Here is a 19,055-nt window from a genome sequence, read left to right on the forward strand (position 1 = left end):
GAAAGCTCGAAAGCAGCGTTGCTGCTTGAGAAATGCGTTGGGATTCTTCGCTTCGCTCAGAATGACGCACTTGACGGTACTTGCCTCGTTCAGGACGAGCTTGTCTGATTCGCGCAACGGGGCGGCTCAGGCGTAGGAGCCACCACTGCTGGCGTTCTTTGCGGCGCGTTCGTGGCTGATGGTTTCCACGTAGCCACTTTCTTTCAGCGCAGCAAGTGGATTGGCTGGCAGGCCTTTGGATGTGCGCCACGCTTGCACCAACGGACGAACGTCGGTGAAGAAGGCGTCGCGGAAGAGTTCTTCGGCTTCCACCAGCGCACAAGCATCCTGCAGTTCCGAGAGCTTGGCCTGTTCGATGAGCGCGGCGCGGGCGTAGAGTTCCTGCGCGGTGGCGACGGTCTGCACCATGGCCTCCATCTTGCCCTTCAGGTTGTGGCTTTGGTCGATCATGTAAGCGATGTCGTTGCTGCCACCGCTGGCGGTGTGTGCATGGATTTCGTGGAAGATGCGGAAGACCTGGTAGGGGTCGATGGAGCCGAGCGTCAGGTCATCATCGGCGAACTTGCGGTCGTTGAAGTGGAAGCCGCCGAGCATACCGAGATGCAGCAGCCACGCCACGATCTGTTCAATGTTGGTGCCGAGCGCGTGATGGCCGGTATCGACAAGCACCACAGCCTGTGGTCCGGCTTGTTTCGCCATGGTGTACGCCATGCCCCAGTCAGCAAGGTCCGTGAAGTAGAACGCTGGTTCGAAGGGTTTGTATTCGACGAGTAGACGCTGGTTCGGTGCGAGTTCTGCATGCGTTGCGGCGAGTGCTTCAGTCAGCCAGCCGATGCGGCGCTGAACGCTTTGCGTGCCGGGGTAGTTCGCGCCATCGGAGAGCCACAGGGAAATGTCGCGCGAGCCGAGTGCTTTGGCAATCTGCACGCTTTCGATCATGTGATCGGTGGCTTGTTTGCGGATGGCGGGATCCGGGTTGCAGAGTGAGCCGAACTTGTAGACCTGATCCTGAAACAGGTTCGGGTTGATGGAGCCGGAACGGATGCCGTGCTGCTGTTCAAGCTGGCGAATCTCGCTGACGGAGCCTTCACCTTTCGGCAGGTCCCACAAGACATGCAAGGCCACGGTGGGCGCGACGCCGGTGAGTTTGTTCACCATGCCTGCGTCTGCGAACTTTTCCGCGATGGTGGTGGCGGCGCCGGGTTGGATGAACTTGCCGAAGCGTGTGCCGGTATTCGCGAAGCCCCAGGAGGGAAGCTCGATGCGAAAGCTGTCGAGTGCGGCAAAAACTTTCTGCTGTGCGTCGTTCATTCAGTTCCTTCGGGACGACCAGGCATGTAGAAGACTTCCGGCATCATGGCGAAACGTTCGCCGGGTGCAAGATCAGGCACGGATTCAAAGATGTCAGCCATCATGGCCTGCCACCGGGTGTTGGCTTCGCTGGTTGCCATGCGCGCAAGAAAAGCGTCGAAGCTGTCCACATGCAGGTACAGGAAGAGTTGCTGGCCTCGGCGGAAGACGGAGTATTCGCGGACGCCTGCGTCGGCCAGATCCTTCAGTAGTTCTGGCCATACGGCCACATGGCGGCGATCGTATTCGTCTTCGCAGCCTTTGCGGATGCGGAGCTGATAGGCGTACCGTGGCACGTGCGAAATCCCTCCGCAAGAAGATTAAACGCTGTTGGCCGATACGATACACAGCGCTCGGCGTGTCTTGCTCATTGTTCGACGCGGTGCTTATACTTCGCCGGTTTGGCCGCTGTGGGGCCGCATGTCGTGGATTATGTATGCACCTGTGGCAGGTTTTGAGGCGTCCAACTGGAGTGGTCTTTTGCGGCCCTGCGTGACCGGAGGAGACGAAGGAAAGAAGGCGTAGAAGTATGGCAGTATCAATTGATCTGGAACAGGCTGCGGCAGAAGCAGCTCTTGATAAAGAAATGAACCCCTGGGAGGCTCAGGCCGCCCGCTTTGAGTTTGCAGCAAAAAAACTGGATCTGGACGCAGGAATCTGGAAGGTTCTGAGCCAGCCGAATCGCGAAATCATTGTGCATTTCCCGGTGATGATGGACGATGGCCGCATTGAGGTTTTCACCGGTTATCGTGTACAGCACTCCATGGCGCGCGGCCCGGCAAAGGGCGGTATTCGCTATGCGCCGGACGTGTCGCTGGACGAAGTGCGCGCACTGGCAAGCTGGATGACGTGGAAGTGCGCCGTCGTAAACATTCCATTCGGCGGCGCGAAGGGCGGCGTGATCTGCGATCCGAAGAAGATGAGCCAGGGCGAACTGGAACGGCTGACGCGCCGATACACCGCGGAGATGATCGATGTGTTTGGTCCTGAGAAGGACGTCCCCGCGCCGGATGTGAATACCAACGAGCAGACGATGGCGTGGATCATGGACACCTATTCCATGCACATGCGGCAGACAGTGACGAGTGTGGTGACGGGCAAGCCCATCAACATTGGTGGTTCGCGTGGACGTACGGCCGCCACGGGGCGTGGTGTTTCCGTAGCTTGCGACCAGGCGCTGCAATACCTGGGCATGAAGCCTGCGGATTGCCGCGTGGTGGTGCAGGGATTTGGCAACGTGGGATCGAACGCCGCACTCCTGCTGCGCGAAAAAGGCTACAAGGTGATTGGCATTGCAGAATGGGATGGCGGTTTGTACAACGCTGACGGCATTAACATTCCTATGTTGGTGGAACATCGCAAAAAGACCGGATCGATCCGCAATTTCAGTGGCGCGTCCGAGGCGAATAGCGAAGAACTATTGACCGCGGAGTGCGAGATCCTGATTCCTGCGGCGCATGAGAATGTGATCACCAGTCGCAATGCCGGTGCGGTGAAAGCAAGGATTCTTGTAGAAGGTGCGAATGGGCCTACGACGCCTGCCGCGGACAGCATCCTGGAGCAGAATGGCGTGTTCGTTGTGCCAGATATTCTGGCGAACGCGGGCGGTGTGACGGCCAGCTACTTTGAGTGGGTGCAGGATCGCATGGGCTATTTCTGGACAGAGGATGAGGTCAACGACCGCCTCGATCGCCTGATGATTCAGAGCTTCCAGGACGTCGTCCGCTATGCGGAGTCGCACGGCGTGAACAACCGCATTGCGGCCTATATGCTGGCGATTGACCGTGTGGCATATACGACGAAGCAGCGGGGCATCTATGCGTAAAAGGCAGAGCGCAATGAGCGCGTTCGCGTGCGCAATCATTGCAATGAGCCATTGGGGTCATTGAGCGGAGATGGCGCACATTGCGCTCTGCCTTTCTTATTCCTCCTGTGCAAGAATCATGGTGACGCCGCTGTCTGGCATGGTGCCTGATTGCGGCCAGGTACATTCCGTTTGAATCTGCCCAATTCCATTACGATGAGTCGGATAGTTTGCCTTCCGCTGCTTATCTGGCTGCTTTCTGCTAGTTCTCCGGTGTCGGGGCATACGCAGGAAGTGGCGGCCTCGCTGCTGTTCATTGCGGCGGCGATTACAGATGGGCTGGACGGATACCTGGCACGCAAACGCGGACAGATCACCACCATCGGTATGCTGCTGGATCCACTGGCGGACAAGATGCTGGTGACCGCGGGTTATGTCTGCCTGGTCAGCTTTAACCCGCATGTTGTAAAGCCGTGGATTGCAGTGCTTGTGATCGGCCGTGAGTTCCTTGTGAGCGGGCTGCGTTCCATCGCGGCAAATGAAGGATTCACCATCGACGCCAGCGAAGTAGGCAAACTGAAGACGGTGCTTCAAATCGTTTCCGTGGTGGCCGCGATTCTGGATCGCGGATGGAATGCATGGTGGGTAGGCCCGGGTTGGCGGAACGACACAGGCTGGTTCTTCGTTCCGGTGCACGTGATCGCCGTGACTGCGATCTACTGGATGACGTTTGTGTCGATCCTGAGCGCAGTGGATTACTTCGTAGCGTTCTGGAGCAAGCTGGATCATGCCAGCCAGGTTTCACGGAAGAAGCGCAGCCGTTTGATGAGCCGGAAGAAGACTGTGGCGGCCGTGGGGCCTACTGCGGGAAACGCATGAATTAACAACAGGAAAGCCCGCTCGTTTGAGCGGGCTTTCCTGTTGTTAAGGGCCAACCTCTTAGTTGGCGGAGTTGTGCGGCGGCTGGTGCCGTTGCACGAAGTGGTACGGTGGCCAGGGGCCGGAGAGTTGCATGCGGCAGTCCTTCAGCATGTCCATGGCTGTGGAGTACTTGTTCTGGTAGCGCTCGACGTGCTTCTTGTCGACCAGGTGGGCGATGTCGAGCAGCATCTTGCCTTCGCCCGCACGCTTGCAGGTAACTTCTTCTGCGTCGGGCAGGAACATGCGCTGCATCTGCACCTGCAGGGCGCGGGCTTTGGACTGGCGTTCACGCTGTGCACTTGCGGTTTCGCGCAGGCTGGCAAGGTATTCCTTGCCCACCGTGCCTTGGGCAATCTTGTGGGACTCCCCGCAGATGTCGTCGACGAGCACCTTCAGGTGCATCTCCGCTTTGCCTCGCAGTCGTTCCACATTGTGAATGAAGTGGCGATGGTTGGAGCGGACGGAACGGCGCAGTGCGTCGTCGTCCTCAAAATGGGTTCCGAAGCGGAAGGGTAGGACCGTAGCGTGCTTGAAGCACTCCGCAATCACACGCGCATGGTCACGCTGTGATTGTTGGTCCATGCGAGCGTCGTCTTCGGGGGTGTGTTCCGAGACAACAACGGCGAGGTCACTGGCGGGGAAGGCGAAGGCTTGATTTCCGAAGAGGCCCGAAATTCCATCGAGTGGCATCGGACGACGGTGGCGAAGAAGCTCCGGAAAGGCAGTCCTTTCCGCGATGCAATAGGCATACCACGACATCTTTGTTTCTCTCCCAATTCGCGCCGTTACATGGGTAACCCCATGGTTACGGTTTGACCTGTCCGGGTCTCGGGCGTCTGGGTGAAATGTGAATCTCCCGACGCGAAGCGAATAGTAAGCGCACGAAGAAACAGTTGGCAAGCCTGCGTTTCTGGCTTTCTTTGGGACACTTTGGGGATTTGCAGGCTGCGCTTGTGATCGAAACGTTTCGGTTACGAAAGTGCTCCAATAGCGCGAGTGCGCCAACCATAACGAATGGCAAGCAGTCGTAAACCAAATCCGATGGTGGTACCGATGGACGCAGCATGGTTTACCGGAACCCCCATATGAACGAGTCCGAGAAACGCTGCGGCTGCGAAGGTGGCGACCAGCGCGTAGAGTTCGCCTTCGTGGAACGTAGCGGGTGTTTTGCCGCTGAATAAATCTTTCAGGGCGCCACCACCAACGGCCGTTGTGACACCAAGCATCAGGCATGGCAGAAAACCGAGATGCGCATTCATGGCGCGTGTGCTTCCTGCAACTGTGAAAAGTCCCAGCGCAAGCGCATCCACGATGTTCATGAAGGCAAGCATGCGTGGCCCCACGGTGTGGCCGAAGAAAATTGCGATGGCGGCACCGGCAAGCGCATAGGCAAGATAGGAAGGATGCACGAGCGCCAGCGGAGGTCCGTCGCCGAGCATGATGTCACGTACAAGGCCTCCTCCCACGCCACTTAACAGGCCCAGTCCGAGCAATCCAATGACGTCGTAGCGCGAGCCGTGATCGCGACGCAAGGCAAGTACGCCGCCCAGCGCACCCAGTGATATCGCGGCAATTTCAAAGAAACGAAAAAACACGCCAGAAATCCGCTGCGGCGGAGGCAACGGAATGGACGGACCAATCTGTAAAATCTGACTGAATAGAGCCGTAAAAGCGTGCATGGAATCTATGTTTCAGCTTAGAACCTGTTCTGTACTTTGGCGATATAAAGCCGCGTAATTTGATTGCCTTTCAACAGAAAGCAACTCGCAAAATGCAAAACAGACTCTAAGCTATCCAAATGACATATGGCATGCATTGGAGAATGAACGCGCGGCTGGCCTGCCTGCTCGTGCTTGGTGTTGGGATGGGGTTGAAGGCGCAACAAGCGGCGCCGGAGAAAGATGTCCTCATCTTTACGAATGGCGATCAACTGAGCGGCACCCTGGTGCGTAGTGTTGGCGGCGATGTCGTCTTCAAGAGCGATATGGCAGGCGAGATTACCGTGCCGCTGTCGCAGGTGAAAGACCTGAAGACGCATGGGGCGTTTGCTGTTTTGAAGCACGGTGTTCCCGTCTCACAGTCGAAGAAGGTAGTTCCGGCACCCGTGGAGATCACTACAGAGACTGTGACCGTGCAGGAGACCGCACAGGTCCCGGCGCAGACAGTTCCGGCGAAGGATGTTGCCTTTGTCGTGGATGAGAAGACCTTCAACAGCACGCTGGCGCATGACCTCTCATTCTTCCAGGGATGGAATGGCGCCGTGAACCTGGGTACCAGTTTCACGCAGGCGACGGTTCACGGTGGCACGATTTCCACGGGCGTTTCGCTGATCCGTCAAATCCCCGTGGTCCCATACTTCCGGCCACGCAACAGAACCACGGCGAACTTTCAGGAAAACTATGGTGTTCTGACCACCCCGGCGGTCATCAGTGGGACTGGCGGCGATGTGCAGGCCAAGACCAGCATTATGCATGCGGATGCGGAACGCGATGAGTACATTACGAAGAGCGTTTACATTCTCGGCACCACATCCTTTGATCATAACTATGCACAGAGCATCGCGCTGAATCAGCTTTATGGTGGCGGTTTCGGTTGGACTGTGTTCAATAAGCCACTGCATCAGCTCGATCTGAAGGCGGATGCACACTATCAAAGGCAGGGGCATTTTGATCCCTCGTTGAACCTGAATCTCTTTGGTTCCAGCTTCAGCGAGGCCTATCGCAGATCACTGCCCTACAAGATGGAATTGACGCAGACTGCATCGTTTATTCCAGCGTGGAATGATCTCAATGCGTATTCGGCGAACGGCAGTGCGACGCTGGCAGCGCCGCTGTTTAAGCGCTTGGCTCTGAACGTTACGGCGCTGGAGAGCTACATCAATAACCCTGATCCCGGCTACAAGAAGAACAGCTTCACGTTTACAACCGGATTGAGCTACGCATTGAAGTAAACCAGTCACATGAATGCAAAAGCCCCGGCTCTGTGCCGGGGCTTTTCTGTTCAGGGTTTGATCTCTGTGGGTTGTAGCGGGGGCAGACCTTCTGTGAGTAAGTTGCGAATGGGGTCCGGTAGTTCGCTGTAGGAGGCCTGCAGCAGAAGGCTGATTTGCCACAGTTGCGTATCGGTGAATGTTTTGCCGAAAGCAGGCATGCCGGTGCGGCGAATACCGTAGGCCGTCTTCCAGTAAATTTCGCCGGGCTTCTGGCCTGCCAGTACGGATTTGTCCTGTGGCGAGAAGAACTGTGGTGCGCGTGGTGACATGGCGCGGCCGGTTGTGGAGCTTTGTCCCGGCGCACCGTGGCAGGAGACGCACTGTTGCCGATACAGCTTCGCGGCGGCCTCAAAGGCGTCTTCGCTCGCGGGAAAGGGTGGCGTTTTCGCCTCGGATCTGGCGCGTGCATTGGCGGGAACACTGGCCACCAGCGGCTCCCATAGTGATGCAGCGTCGGTGACGGCGACGGGTGGCTTGCCAAAACGCATCCACGCAGCGATGGTCAGCAGGGTCAGTGTGGCGCCAAGAAGCATGCCCACGATCAACTTTCCTACCCCGCTGCTATTGCCGCGACGGTTGGATCTGCCGGAATTTCTACTCTGTTTTGCCATGGTTCGGTTCTTTCTCGCGCGTGTCCGGCAGGGAATGTTCTAATGGATGTTGTGGTCCGTCCGGGTTATCCCGGATTTTCATCCGCTTCCGTCCAACGTAGCAAGCCTGCGGGCCACCTGAGGAGTATTGGTTGATGTTCCGTTTCACCGCACCGGCGCCGCGCGCGCTTGCCGCCTCCGCCGCGTTAGTCTTGTTTGCCGCCACGGCCACCGCTCAGGCCACTTCGTCCACGCCTACCCGCAGCTCGCGCCGCCAGAATGCGAATCGTCAGGCGCGTATCGCACGTAACATTGCGGACGCCTACTCGCACCGCTGGGAAGTAGCAGGCGGCGGCGGCTTTCTTCGCTTCCGCACGGGTGAGAATCTTCAGAAGATTTCTCAAGTGAATTTTTTCATGAATGCCAACTATCAGCTCAGTCCCACGCTGGGCATTGTGGGCGATGTTCGTGGCTTCTACGGCAGCGCCACCATCCCGAACGTGTTCGTGAAGAATGGCGTGTATAGCCCGCAGATCAGTGAATACACTTTTATGGCCGGTCCGCAGTATCGTTTCCGGGCAAAGGAAAAGTACACGCTGAGCGCGAATGCAGTGGCTGGTGTGGCTCTGAGCAAGTTTGGCGGTGACGCGAAGGGATTGCGTTCGGAAGATCTGGGTATGTGGCCGGATTCCAATGCGAAATTTGCCTATTCGCTCTCTGTAATCGCGGATTACAACATCTACAACAACCTGGCAGTTCGCATTCAGCCGACCTACGTGGGTACGACCTTCGGTGGAACGCTGCAGAACAACCTGGGTCTGCAGGCAGGTGTGGTGTACCGCTTCGGACGTCAGTCGAAGTAAGTTCTGTAACTTTTAGAAGCAAAGAGGCCGCTCACCATGAGCGGCCTTTGCTGCGTTATACGTCTTCTTTCTCGCGCGGTTCGGTCATGGCGCGTGCATCCAGAATCGTGCTGATCTGGTGTTCGGTCAGCAGACCTTTTTCGCGTACAAGGTCAATAATGGAACGGCCTGTGGCGATGGATTCCTTCACCACTTCTGCTGCCTTCGCATAGCCGATGTAAGGATTCAACGCCGTGGCTAACGAGACGGTGGATTGCGCGTAGAAGGCGCAGCGGGCCTCGTTGGCTGTGATGCCGCGGATACAGCGGTGATCCAGTTCACGCAGTGTATTGGTGAGGATGGTGATGGACTGGAGCACGTTGTGCGCCATGGTCGGCATCATCACGTTCAATTCCAACTGGCCTGCCTGTACCGCCATGGCGACCGCCGCATCATTGCCGCAGACCTGGAAGCCAACCATTGCGGCGAGTTCCGGCAGTACGGGATTGACCTTGCCCGGCATGATGGAGGAACCCGGCTGCAGGCCGGGAAGATCGATCTCGCGAAAGCCGGTGTTAGGTCCGGAAGACAGCAGACGAAGATCGTTGGAGATGCGGATGATTTCCAGCGCCAGTGTTCGGAGTGCGCCGGAAACGCTGGACATGGGCGCGCAAGACTGCATGGCGTAACGCATATCGCTGGCAGCGGTCAGTGGTTCCCCGGTTCGCTCGGCTAATAAACGAATGGCAAGAAAACGATATTTCGGATGCGTGTTGATGCCGGTGCCAACGGCGGATCCACCAAGTCCAAGTTCATGCAGACCGACGCTTGCGTCTGCAATGAAGGTTTTGGCGCGGTGGATCGCAATCGCATAGGCAGCAAACTCCTGCCCAAGACGGATAGGAACGGCGTCCTGCATGTGCGTGCGACCGGATTTCAGGATGTGGTCGAACTCCGCGGCTTTTGCGTCCAGCCCTTCTGCCAGCGACTCCAGCACCGGATAAAGCTCCTGCAAGGCGAGCAGGGCAGAGAGGCGCATGGCCGTGGGAAAGACATCGTTGGTGCTCTGGCCGTAGTTCACGTGGTCATTCGGGTGCACCAGCGCATATTCGCCCAGACTGCCGCCGAGGATCTGCGAAGCCCGGTTCGCCAGGACCTCGTTCGTGTTCATGTGCAGCGAGACGCCGGCTCCGGCCTGGAACACGTCCACGGCAAAGTGTTCAAGATGCTGTCCATCGAGAATTTCCTGCGCAGCCTGCTGTATGGCTTGCGATTGTTCCGGGGTGATCAGGCCCAGGTCGCCGTTAACCTTTGCAGCGGAGAGTTTGATCAGCGCGAGTGCGCGGACAAGGAAAGGATTGGCGCGGAGGCCGCTGATGGGGAAGTTCACGATGGCACGGGCGGTCTGTGCTCCGTATAGCGCTTCCGCGGGAACCTCCACGAAACCGAGCGAATCTTTTTCCCTGCGCATGTTCATGCCGTATCCCCTTTATGAAGATTAGATGTTAGCCGCCTTACAAACAGGGGTGCGAAAGGCCCTGACCGGGAGTAAAATGATGCCCATGAAGCGTTTCCCTTTTTCCATGGTTCTTCTTGCCGGATTGTTCGCCTTTGCCGGAGTTGCGAGTGCAGGCGCCCAGTTTATTCCGGGCATGAATAGGAATGCGAATGGGACAGGCAACGAGAAGGGCCTGGGCATTGGCACCTATGACACCAAGACCGTGGTGCATGAGCGCGTGGTCAGCGGTGTTGTGAAAGGCACGGACGGTGCGCCGCTGAAGGGTGCCGTTGTTTACCTGAAGAATGATGGCAATAAAAATGTGAAGTCCGTGACTGTGGACGAAACGGGCAAGTTCCGTTTTGTGCAGCTTTCACGCACGGTGGACTATCAACTCTGGGCTGAATCGAAGGACAAGAAAACCGCTCAGAAGACGATCAGCCAGTTCGACACACGCGATCAGATTACGCGGGAACTGACCGTCGAGTAGTGGATTGTCTATCCATAAGAAGAGGCCTCGCTGCGGCGAGGCTTTGCTATTGGCGCAATGGTGACAGAGCTGCTTCGATGGCAGAGCCGACGCGCAGTATGTGGGCATCGTTGTCGTGAGTGCCAGCAATCATCAGGCCTACGGGTGCTTCGCCGTTGCGATGGCAGGGAATGGAAAGTGCGCAGCCATCCAGGAAGTTGAAGATGCTGGTGTTGCGCAGCATCAGGCCGTTGGCGTTGAAGTAAGCTGTGTCGTCATGCTCCAGATCCGCGATGGGGGGAGCGATGATGGGCGTTGTGGGCAACAGGATGGCATCGTATCCAGCGAAGACCTGCATGGATTCTGCGACGATCTCGCGGCGTGCCTGCATCAGGTCGAGAAAGTCCGCGGCCAGCATGTTGGCACCATGCAGGATGCGTGTGGAGACGTGCGGGTCATAGCGATTTCCGCTGGTTGCAAGCAGGTGCCGATGCCACGCATAGGCTTCGGCTGCGGCGGTCTGGTTGCTGGCGGGAATACGCTCCAATGCAGCGAATTCCACCGGGTCGATGGTGGCTCCCGCTCCTCTTAGAACATGTAACGCGTTCTGGAAGGCGTCGGCAGTTGCATCGTCCAATCCTTCCAGAACGTAGCCTTGCAGGATGCCGAATCTCAGGTTGCGCAAAGATAATGCAGGCCGTGGCGTATAGCTTTCACCCGAGAGCACGGCATCGAGGCGCGTGCAGCAATCTACCGTGGCGGCAAGCGGCCCGATGGAATCAAGGCTGCGGGCGAGTGGCAGTGTGCCGTCCATGGGAATGCGGCTGGCTGTGGGTTTGAAGCCGGTGAGGCCGCATAGGGCCGATGGAATGCGCACGGAGCCGCCCGTATCTGTGCCGATGGCGGCTGCGGCCATGCCGTCTGTCACCGAAATGGCTGCGCCGCTGGACGAACCGCCAGGGATGCGACGATGGGCGCGGTCCCACGGATTGGCGGGAGTCCCGTAATGCGGGTTCAGGCCGAGGCCACTGTACGCGAACTCCGTCATGTTCGTGCGGCCAATGATGATGGCTCCTGCATCGCGCAGACGGGCGACGATGGCTGCGTCCTGACTGGCTGACGGTGCTTCGGCCAGAACGATGGAGCCTGCGGTGGTGACTTCTCCAGCAACGTCGAACAGGTCCTTTACTGAAAGAGGAAGTCCCAGCAGAGGTTTGTTCGCTGTATTACCTGCGCGGAGTTGAGCATCGGCCGCGTCGGCTTGTTGGAGAGCCGTTCCGCTGATGCGAGTGAAGGTGCGTGCGCCCTCGCCGCCGGGATCGGCGATGTGGATAAGGCATTGCTCTACCAGCATGCGGCTGGTGGTTACTCCAGAATGAAGTTGTTGCAGGAAATGGCCAATCGGACGCATTGCCTGATTGTATTGGCGCAGCTCTGTTCAACCTGCAATGAAAGCTTTCTCCAGGTGAAGTGCCCAACCCCTTAGCCCGCGTTTTGGTTTTTCCCCCGGAAAGCCTACGCTCAGCCATTCCCGGACGGGAGGTGCGAAGCCGGTCTTGGGTCGGTTCAGGATGTGAGCTGGCAAATGTCGGTCAGGAGTCGCGATCATGTCCTGTTTCGTAAAACCTCCGTGCACGATGTAGGGCGCCAGTATCTTCAGCAGCTTCCAGTCCGCAAAGGGAACTCGAATTTCGACGGAGTTGGCCATGCCTGCCCAATCCGCATCCCGCAGCAATTGATTCCGCATGTACATCGTCATTTCCAGAATGTGTACATAGAGCTTGTCGACATCTCCGGACGCCATGTTCGGAAGTCGTAGTCCAACCAGGCCTTTCTCCTTCAGTTCGCGCAGTCCGTCGCGCGCCGTATCGGGATTCATCACATGTTTTAATTCCCAGGGCATAAACAGGCCGCGACGTAGCAGGTAGGAGCCCTGAATCTTGGCTCCATATTCCAATAGGCCGGCATATTTGGGAGAAGTCATATGGCGAAGTAGAGGGTCGGATAGCCATCGGAATGTCTGCCCAAGTCCCGGGATGCCATTTGCCCACTGAAACCTTCGTTTGATCGCGGGCACCTGCTGAAAGCTTGGGTAACCTGCAAAAAGTTCATCCCCTCCTATGCCAGACAGGGCTACCTTATAGCCGAAATCTTTGGCCATACGGCTGATCATGAATACATTGAGCCCGTCGATTGTGGGCTGATCCATGGCCGTCACAAAGGATTCATACATCTGCGCGAACTGTTCCGCGCCGTATGTCTTTTCCTTATGGGCTAACCCGTAAAAATCCGCGATCTCGCGTGCCAGTTTCGTTTCGTCCTCTGCATTGCCGTCGGTAAACCCCAGTGTCATTGCCAGTGGGGCTTCTCCTGTTCTTTCGCTTAGCAGCCCGGCTATGGTTGCGGAATCCAGCCCCGCTGACAGGAAGAGTGCGACGGGGACATCGGAGGTCATATGCGCATAAACAGAATCAAACAGGGCTTCGCGAAGTACGTGCTGACGCTCTGCGTGATCCTGCGTTACTTCTTGGGCGGCCGCCGCGGCAAATACGTCGCCAACGGTTTCTCCCTGGATGAGCCGTGGCTCGCATCCTGGTTCCACAATCATGGCTGCCCCTGCCGGAAGACATCGAATTTCCCGGTACAGCGTATAAGGCTCCGGAACAGAACCCCACAAAAGAAAAGCTGCCCGTCCGGCAGCATCAGGAGTGTATGTGTCCAGCAGGGGCTTGAGTGCTTTTACCTGCGAAGCAAAATAAAATTTGCCATCGATCATGCTGTAGTACAGCGGTTTTATCCCTAGCGGGTCCCTTGCCAGAATCAGTATTTGGGCATTTTTATCCCAGATAGCGAAGGCATACATCCCGCGTAGCCGCGGGAGCATATCCAGCCCATACCGTTGGTACATATGGAGCAGGACTTCTGTATCACCTTCTGTTTGAAAACGATGTCCATAAAACTGTAATTGAGAACGAAGTTCGCGAAAGTTATAGATTTCCCCATTGAAAACAATGGAAAGAGAGCCGTCCGGATAATGCATTGGCTGGTTAGAAGCTTCCGTAGGATCAATGACCGATAGACGACGATGCGCCATTCCGATTTCTGAATGGGGTCCCACCCATGAGTCACAGGCATCCGGCCCTCTGTTTCTCATTGGGTATGTCATGACGCTCAATGTTTCAAGGGGAGAAGCCGCTGGCTCCATCAGAGCCAGAAAGCCTGCGATGCCACACATAGAAGACCTGCCTTACGAGAAAGTCCTGCATAAGTTTCAGATGTTGCAGAAATTGTCGCTGTAGAGGCGTAAAAAAGCTGTAAGAATCTGGCCTATCTTTCGATAACCCAAAGGTCTTAGCCCCTGGGGCATGGTGGTTTGGAGGCTACTTAAAGCCAAATTTCGTTGGCTTTACCATGGAAGTTGTCATGACGCAGATCAAGCAGGAAGACTTCATCAGCAGCATCGCGGATGCGCTGCAGTACATCAGCTACTACCACCCGGTGGACTACATCACGAACCTCGCTCGTGCGTACGAGCTGGAGGAGTCCGTTGCGGCGAAGGATGCAATGGCGCAGATATTGATCAATAGCCGCATGTGCGCGGAGGGGCACCGCCCCATCTGCCAGGACACCGGCATTGTTAGCGTTTTTCTGAAAATCGGGATGGGTGTACAGTTTGCCGACGCCACCATGGACGTCCAGCACATGTGCGATGAAGGCGTCCGGCGTGCCTACCTTGACTCGGACAATACGTTGCGTGCCTCAGTTTTGGCTGATCCTGCGTTCAGCCGCAAGAACACGAAGGATAATACGCCTGCGGTTGTGGTTACGGAGCTGGTCGCGGGCGATGGCGTGGATGTGATCGTGGCGGCGAAGGGCGGCGGCAGCGAGGCGAAGAGTAAGTTTGCCATGCTGAACCCGTCGGACAGCATCGTGGATTGGGTGCTGAAGATGGTGCCGCAGATGGGCGCGGGATGGTGCCCGCCGGGAATGCTCGGCATTGGCATTGGCGGGACGGCGGAGAAGGCGATGCTGCTGGCGAAGCAGTCGTTGATGGAACCCATCGACATGCAGGAGCTGATTGCGCGTGGTCCACAAAGCAGGATTGAAAAGACGCGCATTGAGCTGTATCGCAAGGTAAATGCATTGGGTATTGGCGCGCAGGGACTTGGTGGCCTGACGACGGTTCTGGATATCAAGATTCTCGATGCGCCGACACATGCGGCAAACCTGCCCATCGCCATGATTCCCAACTGCGCCGCCACACGGCATGTTCATTTTCATCTGAATGGCAGCGGGCCAGCCAGGCTTGATCCGCCATCGCTGGAAGATTGGCCGAAGCTGACCTATAACCCCATGAATGCACGCAGGGTGAATCTGGACACGGTGACGCGTGAAGAAGTGGCAACATGGCAGGCGGGTGAAACTGTTCTGCTGAACGGCAGGCTATTGACGGGACGTGATGCTGCGCACAAGCGCATGACGGACATGCTGAATCGCGGCGAAAAACTGCCGGTGGATTTCACGAATCGCTTCATCTACTACGTGGGGCCGGTCGATCCAGTGCGTGAGGAAGTGGTTGGGCCCGCAGGACCGACGACCGCAACGCGCATGGACAAGTTCACGCGGCAGATGCTGGAGCAGACCGGCCTGCTCGGCATGGTGGGCAAGAGCGAGCGCGGACCGCAGGCGATAGAAGCGATCAAGGACAACGGCGCGGTGTATCTGATGGCAGTTGGCGGCGCGGCGTATCTGGTGTCGAAAGCCATCAAGGCGTCGAAGGTGCTGGCGTTTGAAGACCTTGGCATGGAGGCAATCTACGAGTTTGAAGTGGTGGATATGCCCGTGACCGTGGCGGTGAGCGCCGATGGCACCAGCGTTCACACCACCGGTCCGGCGGAATGGTCAGCGCGGATTGCAGCTTCGCAGAATCTTGGCGGCGTGCCGATTCTTCAGTAAGCACGCGACTTTAGAGATGCATCCAACGCAGTTCTGGTGCATCCTAGAAGGCAGGAGGACAGTGGAATGCGGAAGACAATCGCCAATGCGATGCTTTGCCTGCTTTTGCTGCTCTCCGTGGGAACAGCGCGTTGCGAATCGTTGTGCGCCGTATCGGCAATGCCTGCGATGGCTGCATCCATGATGGATGAAGCTGCAGCGATGCCGCAGGACGATGCGATGGCGATGGACTCCGGCATGGAGCATTGCCAGGGCATGCGTGCAGAGCACAACAATCTGCCTAACGCCGATGCCGGATGTGGGCAGATGAACTGCCGCCATCAGGCGCTGCCTTCTTCGGCGGACTTCCGGGTTGTCACGGATGGCTCTGGATTGCTTGTGGCTGTGGTCCTTCCTGTCACAGAGCATGTGGTTGTGCCAATCACACGCACGCTGGATGCCTCAGATCATCCTCTTGCTGTACCGCTTTCTCCTCTCGAACAAACCTCCATGCTGCGCGTGTAATACGCCGGTTGCTGCCGCGTGTTTGTAGATGCGCGGCAATGCACTCTGACGTTGCGGTGCGTTGGATCGTGCCGTGTTCACACGTTGTGTTTTTTCAGCATGGAGTTTTCAAAGATGTCGACACGCAGATCGTTTCTGCAGCGCACGGCTGCATGGTCGGCGGCATTGCTTGCCGCTGGGCGCGAAGGTAAGGCCGAGATTGTGGCCTCTGTTCCGCAGAATCCGGGGCCGCAGGTGCATGCCAGGGGCGGATACCTTGGGACAGCGAGTGGCTCGCTTTCAAAATTGGATACAGGCGCAAAGCCGTCGGGTACGGCTCCCGTCATCACCACCGAGGTGGGAGATTTGCCGTTTCAGATGGATGGCGATGTCAAAGTGTTCCACCTGACTGCCAGCGTCTTTCGCCAACAGATCGCGCCGCAGAAGTGGGCGGATGTCTGGGGCTTTAACGGTAGTGCGCCGGGACCGACGATCCAGGTCACGCAGGGCGATAAGATTCGTGTGATCTATAAGAACGAACTGCCCGAGTCGACCTCAATTCACTGGCACGGATTTGAAGACACCATCGGCAACGATGGTATGCCCGGCATCAGCCAGGAGCCCATCAAACCCGGTGAAAGTTATACGTATCACTTCACCATTAAGCAGGAAGGCACCTTCTTCTATCACTCGCACATGGCCATGCAGGAGATGGCAGGCATGTTGGGCGCGGTGATCATGCATCCACGTGTGCCTTATCGTCCGCACTGCGAGAAGGACTACCTGATTCACCTGCAGGAGTTCGCGCTGCTTGCAAACCAGACGATTCCCGACACCATGAAGATGGAGTACAACTGGCTGTTGCTGAACGGCAAGGCCAGCCCCGCAACAACGCCGCTGATTGTGAAACAGGGTGAGCGTATTCGTATTCGCTTTGTGAATATGGGCATGGATCATCATCCGATGCATGTGCATGGACACACGTTCTATACGACAGGCACCGAGGGTGGCCGCATTCCAGAGACGGCGTGGTGGCCGGGCAACACGGTGCTGGTCGGCGTGGGGCAATCCCGCGATGTGGAGTTTGTTGCGGACAATCCCGGCGACTGGATGCTGCACTGCCATCTACCGCACCACATGATGAACCAGATGGTGACGCAGGTGGGGCCGATGACGCGCCCCATGAATATGGACACGGCCGCAAAGCCTGCATCGCGCAATGGTGATAGTGCATTGGCTGACACCGACATGGATCCATCCATGATGGGCATGATGCAGCAGCAGATGGACGGTTCGCCGCGTATGAGTGCGCAACAGCGCAAGCAGCAGAATGCCTTTGACACCAGCCACGAAGGCATGATGCAGCAGATGCAGGAGACAGCGCCAAACGCAGAAAACGTGCCGAACTATCCGCAGGACGCGCTGATGGAAGGGCCGATGATGACGATGGATGCACTGGTCAATCGGCCGGAGAATCTTGGCCTGCGCACAAACTGGAGTCGATTCATGCAAGGCATGATGACGTTTGTACGCGTGTTGCCTGCCGAGCAATATGACCGCGTGATTGCTGCGATGAGGGCTGCCAATCGTTCGAACGATCCATTCGTTTCGTTGTATGGAGGCGCTGCAACGAGTGCTGTCGCAAAGGTCGAGGAGGTGCGTCGATGAAGATGCATTTTCTGGTACTGGTATGTGTGATGGCAAGTGGTGCGGCTGCAGCGCAGTCGATGGAAGGCATGCATCATGATCATGCTGCGATGCAACAACAGCAACAGAACTTACCTGTAACTTCGGAGCCGCTTGTATATCCCATGCAGGCAGTGCAGGAGCCGGAGGCGCTGGAGCTTCGCACAGGCGAGAATCTGCCTGCGCCGGAATTGCTGAAGGACGTCGCAAACAAACCTGCGATGACGTTAGCGCAATGGCTGGATCTTGCAGAGTCGCATCAGCCTTCGCTCATGGAAGCGCGTGCAACGGTAAAACGCAGTGAACAGCAGGCTCGGCAGGTGGCATTGCCGCCCGATCCTGTGGTTGGATACTCCGGCGAACATATTCGTGGTGGCAACTATCACGGCGGCGAGCAGGGCGCGTTTCTTTCGCAGGAAATTGTGTTGGGACGGAAGCTCGCATTGCGTCGTGATGTAGTGCGCGCGGAAGGCAGAGCGAATGAGCATGCTGTGGAAGTGCAGCGAGCCCGCGTGCATAACGATGTAGCGCAGCGGTTTTTCGACGCGTTGAGTGCGCAGGTTTTCGTGACGATTCATGAACGCATGTTGAAGCGTGCAGAAGATGCGCAGGTGAATGCGCATGAGCTGATGCGTGTGGGACAGGCTGATGCGGCGGATGTGTTGAAAGCTGAAATACAGGCAGAGCAGGCGAAGATGGATTTTGTGGATGCGCAGCGAATGTTTCTTGCATCGTTTGGAAGGCTTGCTGCTACGGCAGGCGTGCCTGCGATGAGTGCTCAGCCATTGGATGGAAGATTGGCGGAGCCTCCGCAGATGGATGTGCAGGATGTGATGCGCAAGGGTGTGGAAGATAGTCCCGCGGTGAAGCAGGCGGCGGCCTCGGTTGCGATTGCAGAAGCGCAGGTGAAATCCGCAAAGCGCGAGTCGGTCCCTGATATGAAGATCACTGCAGGTGAATGGTATTCCGGCGAACGGCTGGATGGAACGAACAAAGCAGCAGGTTGGATGGGATTTGCGCAGGCGGGAGTGCAGTTGCCGTTGTGGAATCGCAACCAGGGAAATGTTGGTGCGGCTAAGGCGGAACTCTCGCGTGCGCAGGCTGCGGTGGTTCGTACGCAGATGTGGACACGCGAACGCGCAGAGCCGATTGCACAACAGTATGAGCAGGCGCGCTTCTCGGCAGAACGATATCGCACGCAGATGTTGCCAAGAGCACGCAGGGCGTATGAATTGGAAGTAATGAAGTATCAGCAGATGGGACAGGCATATCCCAAAGTGCTTGAGTCACAGGCGTTGTTGTATGAGTTGCAGCTTGGTTATGTGAAGGCGCTGCACGAGGAATGGTCAGCGGCAATTGCACTGGAAAACTTTACGTTGGATGGAGCACTGGAAAAGCCTGTCAGCATCGGTGCGGACGATCTGATGCGGAATCTGCCTTCGAGTGCGGGGAATTGAGGTTTGT

At 57.1% G+C, this 19,055-nt stretch carries 17 protein-coding genes; 9 read left to right on the forward strand and 8 right to left on the reverse strand.

The window, feature by feature from the left end; translation table 11 throughout:
• Positions 1–126: 126 nt before the first annotated feature.
• Together AB6729_RS01485 and AB6729_RS01490 are read right to left on the reverse strand one after the other, a co-directional pair.
• Positions 127–1,311, reverse strand: a complete 1,185-nt coding sequence (locus tag AB6729_RS01485) for a TIM barrel protein (protein ID WP_371079790.1) — start codon at positions 1,309–1,311, stop codon at positions 127–129.
• A complete protein-coding gene (locus AB6729_RS01490) occupies positions 1,308–1,646 on the reverse strand; it encodes an L-rhamnose mutarotase (RefSeq protein ID WP_371079791.1) in 339 nt (112 codons plus the stop codon). The genes AB6729_RS01485 and AB6729_RS01490 overlap by 4 nt, the downstream gene beginning before the upstream one ends.
• Positions 1,647–1,879: 233 nt before the next feature.
• On the opposite strand from AB6729_RS01490, the gene AB6729_RS01495 reads away from it, so the two are divergent.
• Together AB6729_RS01495 and pgsA are read left to right on the forward strand one after the other, a co-directional pair.
• On the forward strand, positions 1,880–3,175 hold the full coding sequence (locus tag AB6729_RS01495) for a Glu/Leu/Phe/Val dehydrogenase (protein ID WP_371079792.1): 1,296 nt from the start codon (positions 1,880–1,882) through the stop codon (positions 3,173–3,175).
• Between the two features lie 171 nt (positions 3,176–3,346).
• Positions 3,347–4,033, forward strand: a complete 687-nt coding sequence (gene pgsA / locus AB6729_RS01500) for a CDP-diacylglycerol--glycerol-3-phosphate 3-phosphatidyltransferase (RefSeq protein WP_371079793.1) — start codon at positions 3,347–3,349, stop codon at positions 4,031–4,033.
• 60 nt (positions 4,034–4,093) lie between these two features.
• Here pgsA and AB6729_RS01505 read toward each other — a convergent pair whose 3' ends face one another.
• Together AB6729_RS01505 and AB6729_RS01510 are read right to left on the reverse strand one after the other, a co-directional pair.
• Entirely contained in the window at positions 4,094–4,834 is a 741-nt protein-coding gene (locus AB6729_RS01505) for a GvpL/GvpF family gas vesicle protein (protein ID WP_371079794.1), read from the reverse strand.
• Positions 4,835–5,046: 212 nt separating this feature from the next.
• Complete coding sequence (locus AB6729_RS01510) at positions 5,047–5,670, reverse strand: trimeric intracellular cation channel family protein (protein WP_371079795.1); 624 nt, start codon at positions 5,668–5,670, stop codon at positions 5,047–5,049.
• Positions 5,671–5,885: 215 nt separating this feature from the next.
• Between AB6729_RS01510 and AB6729_RS01515 the strand changes: the two genes are divergently transcribed.
• Positions 5,886–7,025, forward strand: a complete 1,140-nt coding sequence (locus AB6729_RS01515; RefSeq protein WP_371079796.1) for a DUF481 domain-containing protein — start codon at positions 5,886–5,888, stop codon at positions 7,023–7,025.
• Positions 7,026–7,075: 50 nt separating this feature from the next.
• Here AB6729_RS01515 and AB6729_RS01520 read toward each other — a convergent pair whose 3' ends face one another.
• Positions 7,076–7,600, reverse strand: coding sequence for a cytochrome c (locus AB6729_RS01520; RefSeq protein ID WP_371081173.1), 525 nt, complete (start codon positions 7,598–7,600; stop codon positions 7,076–7,078).
• 212 nt (positions 7,601–7,812) lie between these two features.
• Here AB6729_RS01520 and AB6729_RS01525 point away from each other — a divergent pair, with 212 nt between their 5' ends.
• Entirely contained in the window at positions 7,813–8,520 is a 708-nt protein-coding gene (locus AB6729_RS01525; protein WP_371079797.1) for a hypothetical protein, read from the forward strand.
• A gap of 55 nt (positions 8,521–8,575) precedes the next feature.
• Here AB6729_RS01525 and AB6729_RS01530 read toward each other — a convergent pair whose 3' ends face one another.
• A complete protein-coding gene (locus AB6729_RS01530; RefSeq protein WP_371079798.1) occupies positions 8,576–9,976 on the reverse strand; it encodes an aspartate ammonia-lyase in 1,401 nt (466 codons plus the stop codon).
• 85 nt (positions 9,977–10,061) lie between these two features.
• Between AB6729_RS01530 and AB6729_RS01535 the strand changes: the two genes are divergently transcribed.
• Entirely contained in the window at positions 10,062–10,487 is a 426-nt protein-coding gene (locus AB6729_RS01535; RefSeq protein ID WP_371079799.1) for a carboxypeptidase-like regulatory domain-containing protein, read from the forward strand.
• Positions 10,488–10,533: 46 nt separating this feature from the next.
• Here AB6729_RS01535 and AB6729_RS01540 read toward each other — a convergent pair whose 3' ends face one another.
• Together AB6729_RS01540 and asnB are read right to left on the reverse strand one after the other, a co-directional pair.
• A complete protein-coding gene (locus tag AB6729_RS01540) occupies positions 10,534–11,877 on the reverse strand; it encodes an amidase (protein WP_371079800.1) in 1,344 nt (447 codons plus the stop codon).
• Positions 11,878–11,904: 27 nt separating this feature from the next.
• Entirely contained in the window at positions 11,905–13,701 is a 1,797-nt protein-coding gene (gene asnB / locus AB6729_RS01545; RefSeq protein WP_371079801.1) for an asparagine synthase (glutamine-hydrolyzing), read from the reverse strand.
• Between the two features lie 188 nt (positions 13,702–13,889).
• Here asnB and AB6729_RS01550 point away from each other — a divergent pair, with 188 nt between their 5' ends.
• The 4 genes from AB6729_RS01550 (at position 13,890) to AB6729_RS01565 (ending at position 19,048) form a co-directional block, all read left to right on the forward strand.
• On the forward strand, positions 13,890–15,422 hold the full coding sequence (locus tag AB6729_RS01550) for a fumarate hydratase (protein ID WP_371079802.1): 1,533 nt from the start codon (positions 13,890–13,892) through the stop codon (positions 15,420–15,422).
• A 66-nt stretch (positions 15,423–15,488) separates the two neighbouring features.
• Positions 15,489–15,926, forward strand: coding sequence for a hypothetical protein (locus tag AB6729_RS01555; RefSeq protein WP_371079803.1), 438 nt, complete (start codon positions 15,489–15,491; stop codon positions 15,924–15,926).
• A 114-nt stretch (positions 15,927–16,040) separates the two neighbouring features.
• On the forward strand, positions 16,041–17,573 hold the full coding sequence (locus AB6729_RS01560; protein ID WP_371079804.1) for a multicopper oxidase family protein: 1,533 nt from the start codon (positions 16,041–16,043) through the stop codon (positions 17,571–17,573).
• Positions 17,570–19,048: a TolC family protein gene (locus AB6729_RS01565; RefSeq protein ID WP_371079805.1), complete on the forward strand. Its 1,479-nt coding sequence runs from the start codon at positions 17,570–17,572 to the stop codon at positions 19,046–19,048. The genes AB6729_RS01560 and AB6729_RS01565 overlap by 4 nt, the downstream gene beginning before the upstream one ends.
• Positions 19,049–19,055 lie beyond the last annotated feature (7 nt).

Origin of the sequence: Terriglobus sp. RCC_193, assembly GCF_041355105.1 — a bacterium.
Taxonomy (GTDB): domain Bacteria; phylum Acidobacteriota; class Terriglobia; order Terriglobales; family Acidobacteriaceae; genus Terriglobus.

Coding starts and splice junctions, on each gene's coding strand:
- AB6729_RS01520 (WP_371081173.1), bottom strand. CDS start 7,600: ATGCTTCTTGGCGCCACACTGACCCTGCTGACCATCGCTGCGTGGATG.
- AB6729_RS01550 (WP_371079802.1), top strand. CDS start 13,890: ATGACGCAGATCAAGCAGGAAGACTTCATCAGCAGCATCGCGGATGCG.
- AB6729_RS01530 (WP_371079798.1), bottom strand. CDS start 9,976: ATGAACATGCGCAGGGAAAAAGATTCGCTCGGTTTCGTGGAGGTTCCC.
- asnB (WP_371079801.1), bottom strand. CDS start 13,701: ATGTGTGGCATCGCAGGCTTTCTGGCTCTGATGGAGCCAGCGGCTTCT.
- AB6729_RS01560 (WP_371079804.1), top strand. CDS start 16,041: ATGTCGACACGCAGATCGTTTCTGCAGCGCACGGCTGCATGGTCGGCG.
- AB6729_RS01515 (WP_371079796.1), top strand. CDS start 5,886: ATGCATTGGAGAATGAACGCGCGGCTGGCCTGCCTGCTCGTGCTTGGT.
- AB6729_RS01555 (WP_371079803.1), top strand. CDS start 15,489: ATGCGGAAGACAATCGCCAATGCGATGCTTTGCCTGCTTTTGCTGCTC.
- AB6729_RS01565 (WP_371079805.1), top strand. CDS start 17,570: ATGAAGATGCATTTTCTGGTACTGGTATGTGTGATGGCAAGTGGTGCG.
- AB6729_RS01485 (WP_371079790.1), bottom strand. CDS start 1,311: ATGAACGACGCACAGCAGAAAGTTTTTGCCGCACTCGACAGCTTTCGC.
- AB6729_RS01540 (WP_371079800.1), bottom strand. CDS start 11,877: ATGCGTCCGATTGGCCATTTCCTGCAACAACTTCATTCTGGAGTAACC.
- AB6729_RS01505 (WP_371079794.1), bottom strand. CDS start 4,834: ATGTCGTGGTATGCCTATTGCATCGCGGAAAGGACTGCCTTTCCGGAG.
- AB6729_RS01495 (WP_371079792.1), top strand. CDS start 1,880: ATGGCAGTATCAATTGATCTGGAACAGGCTGCGGCAGAAGCAGCTCTT.
- AB6729_RS01535 (WP_371079799.1), top strand. CDS start 10,062: ATGAAGCGTTTCCCTTTTTCCATGGTTCTTCTTGCCGGATTGTTCGCC.
- AB6729_RS01525 (WP_371079797.1), top strand. CDS start 7,813: ATGTTCCGTTTCACCGCACCGGCGCCGCGCGCGCTTGCCGCCTCCGCC.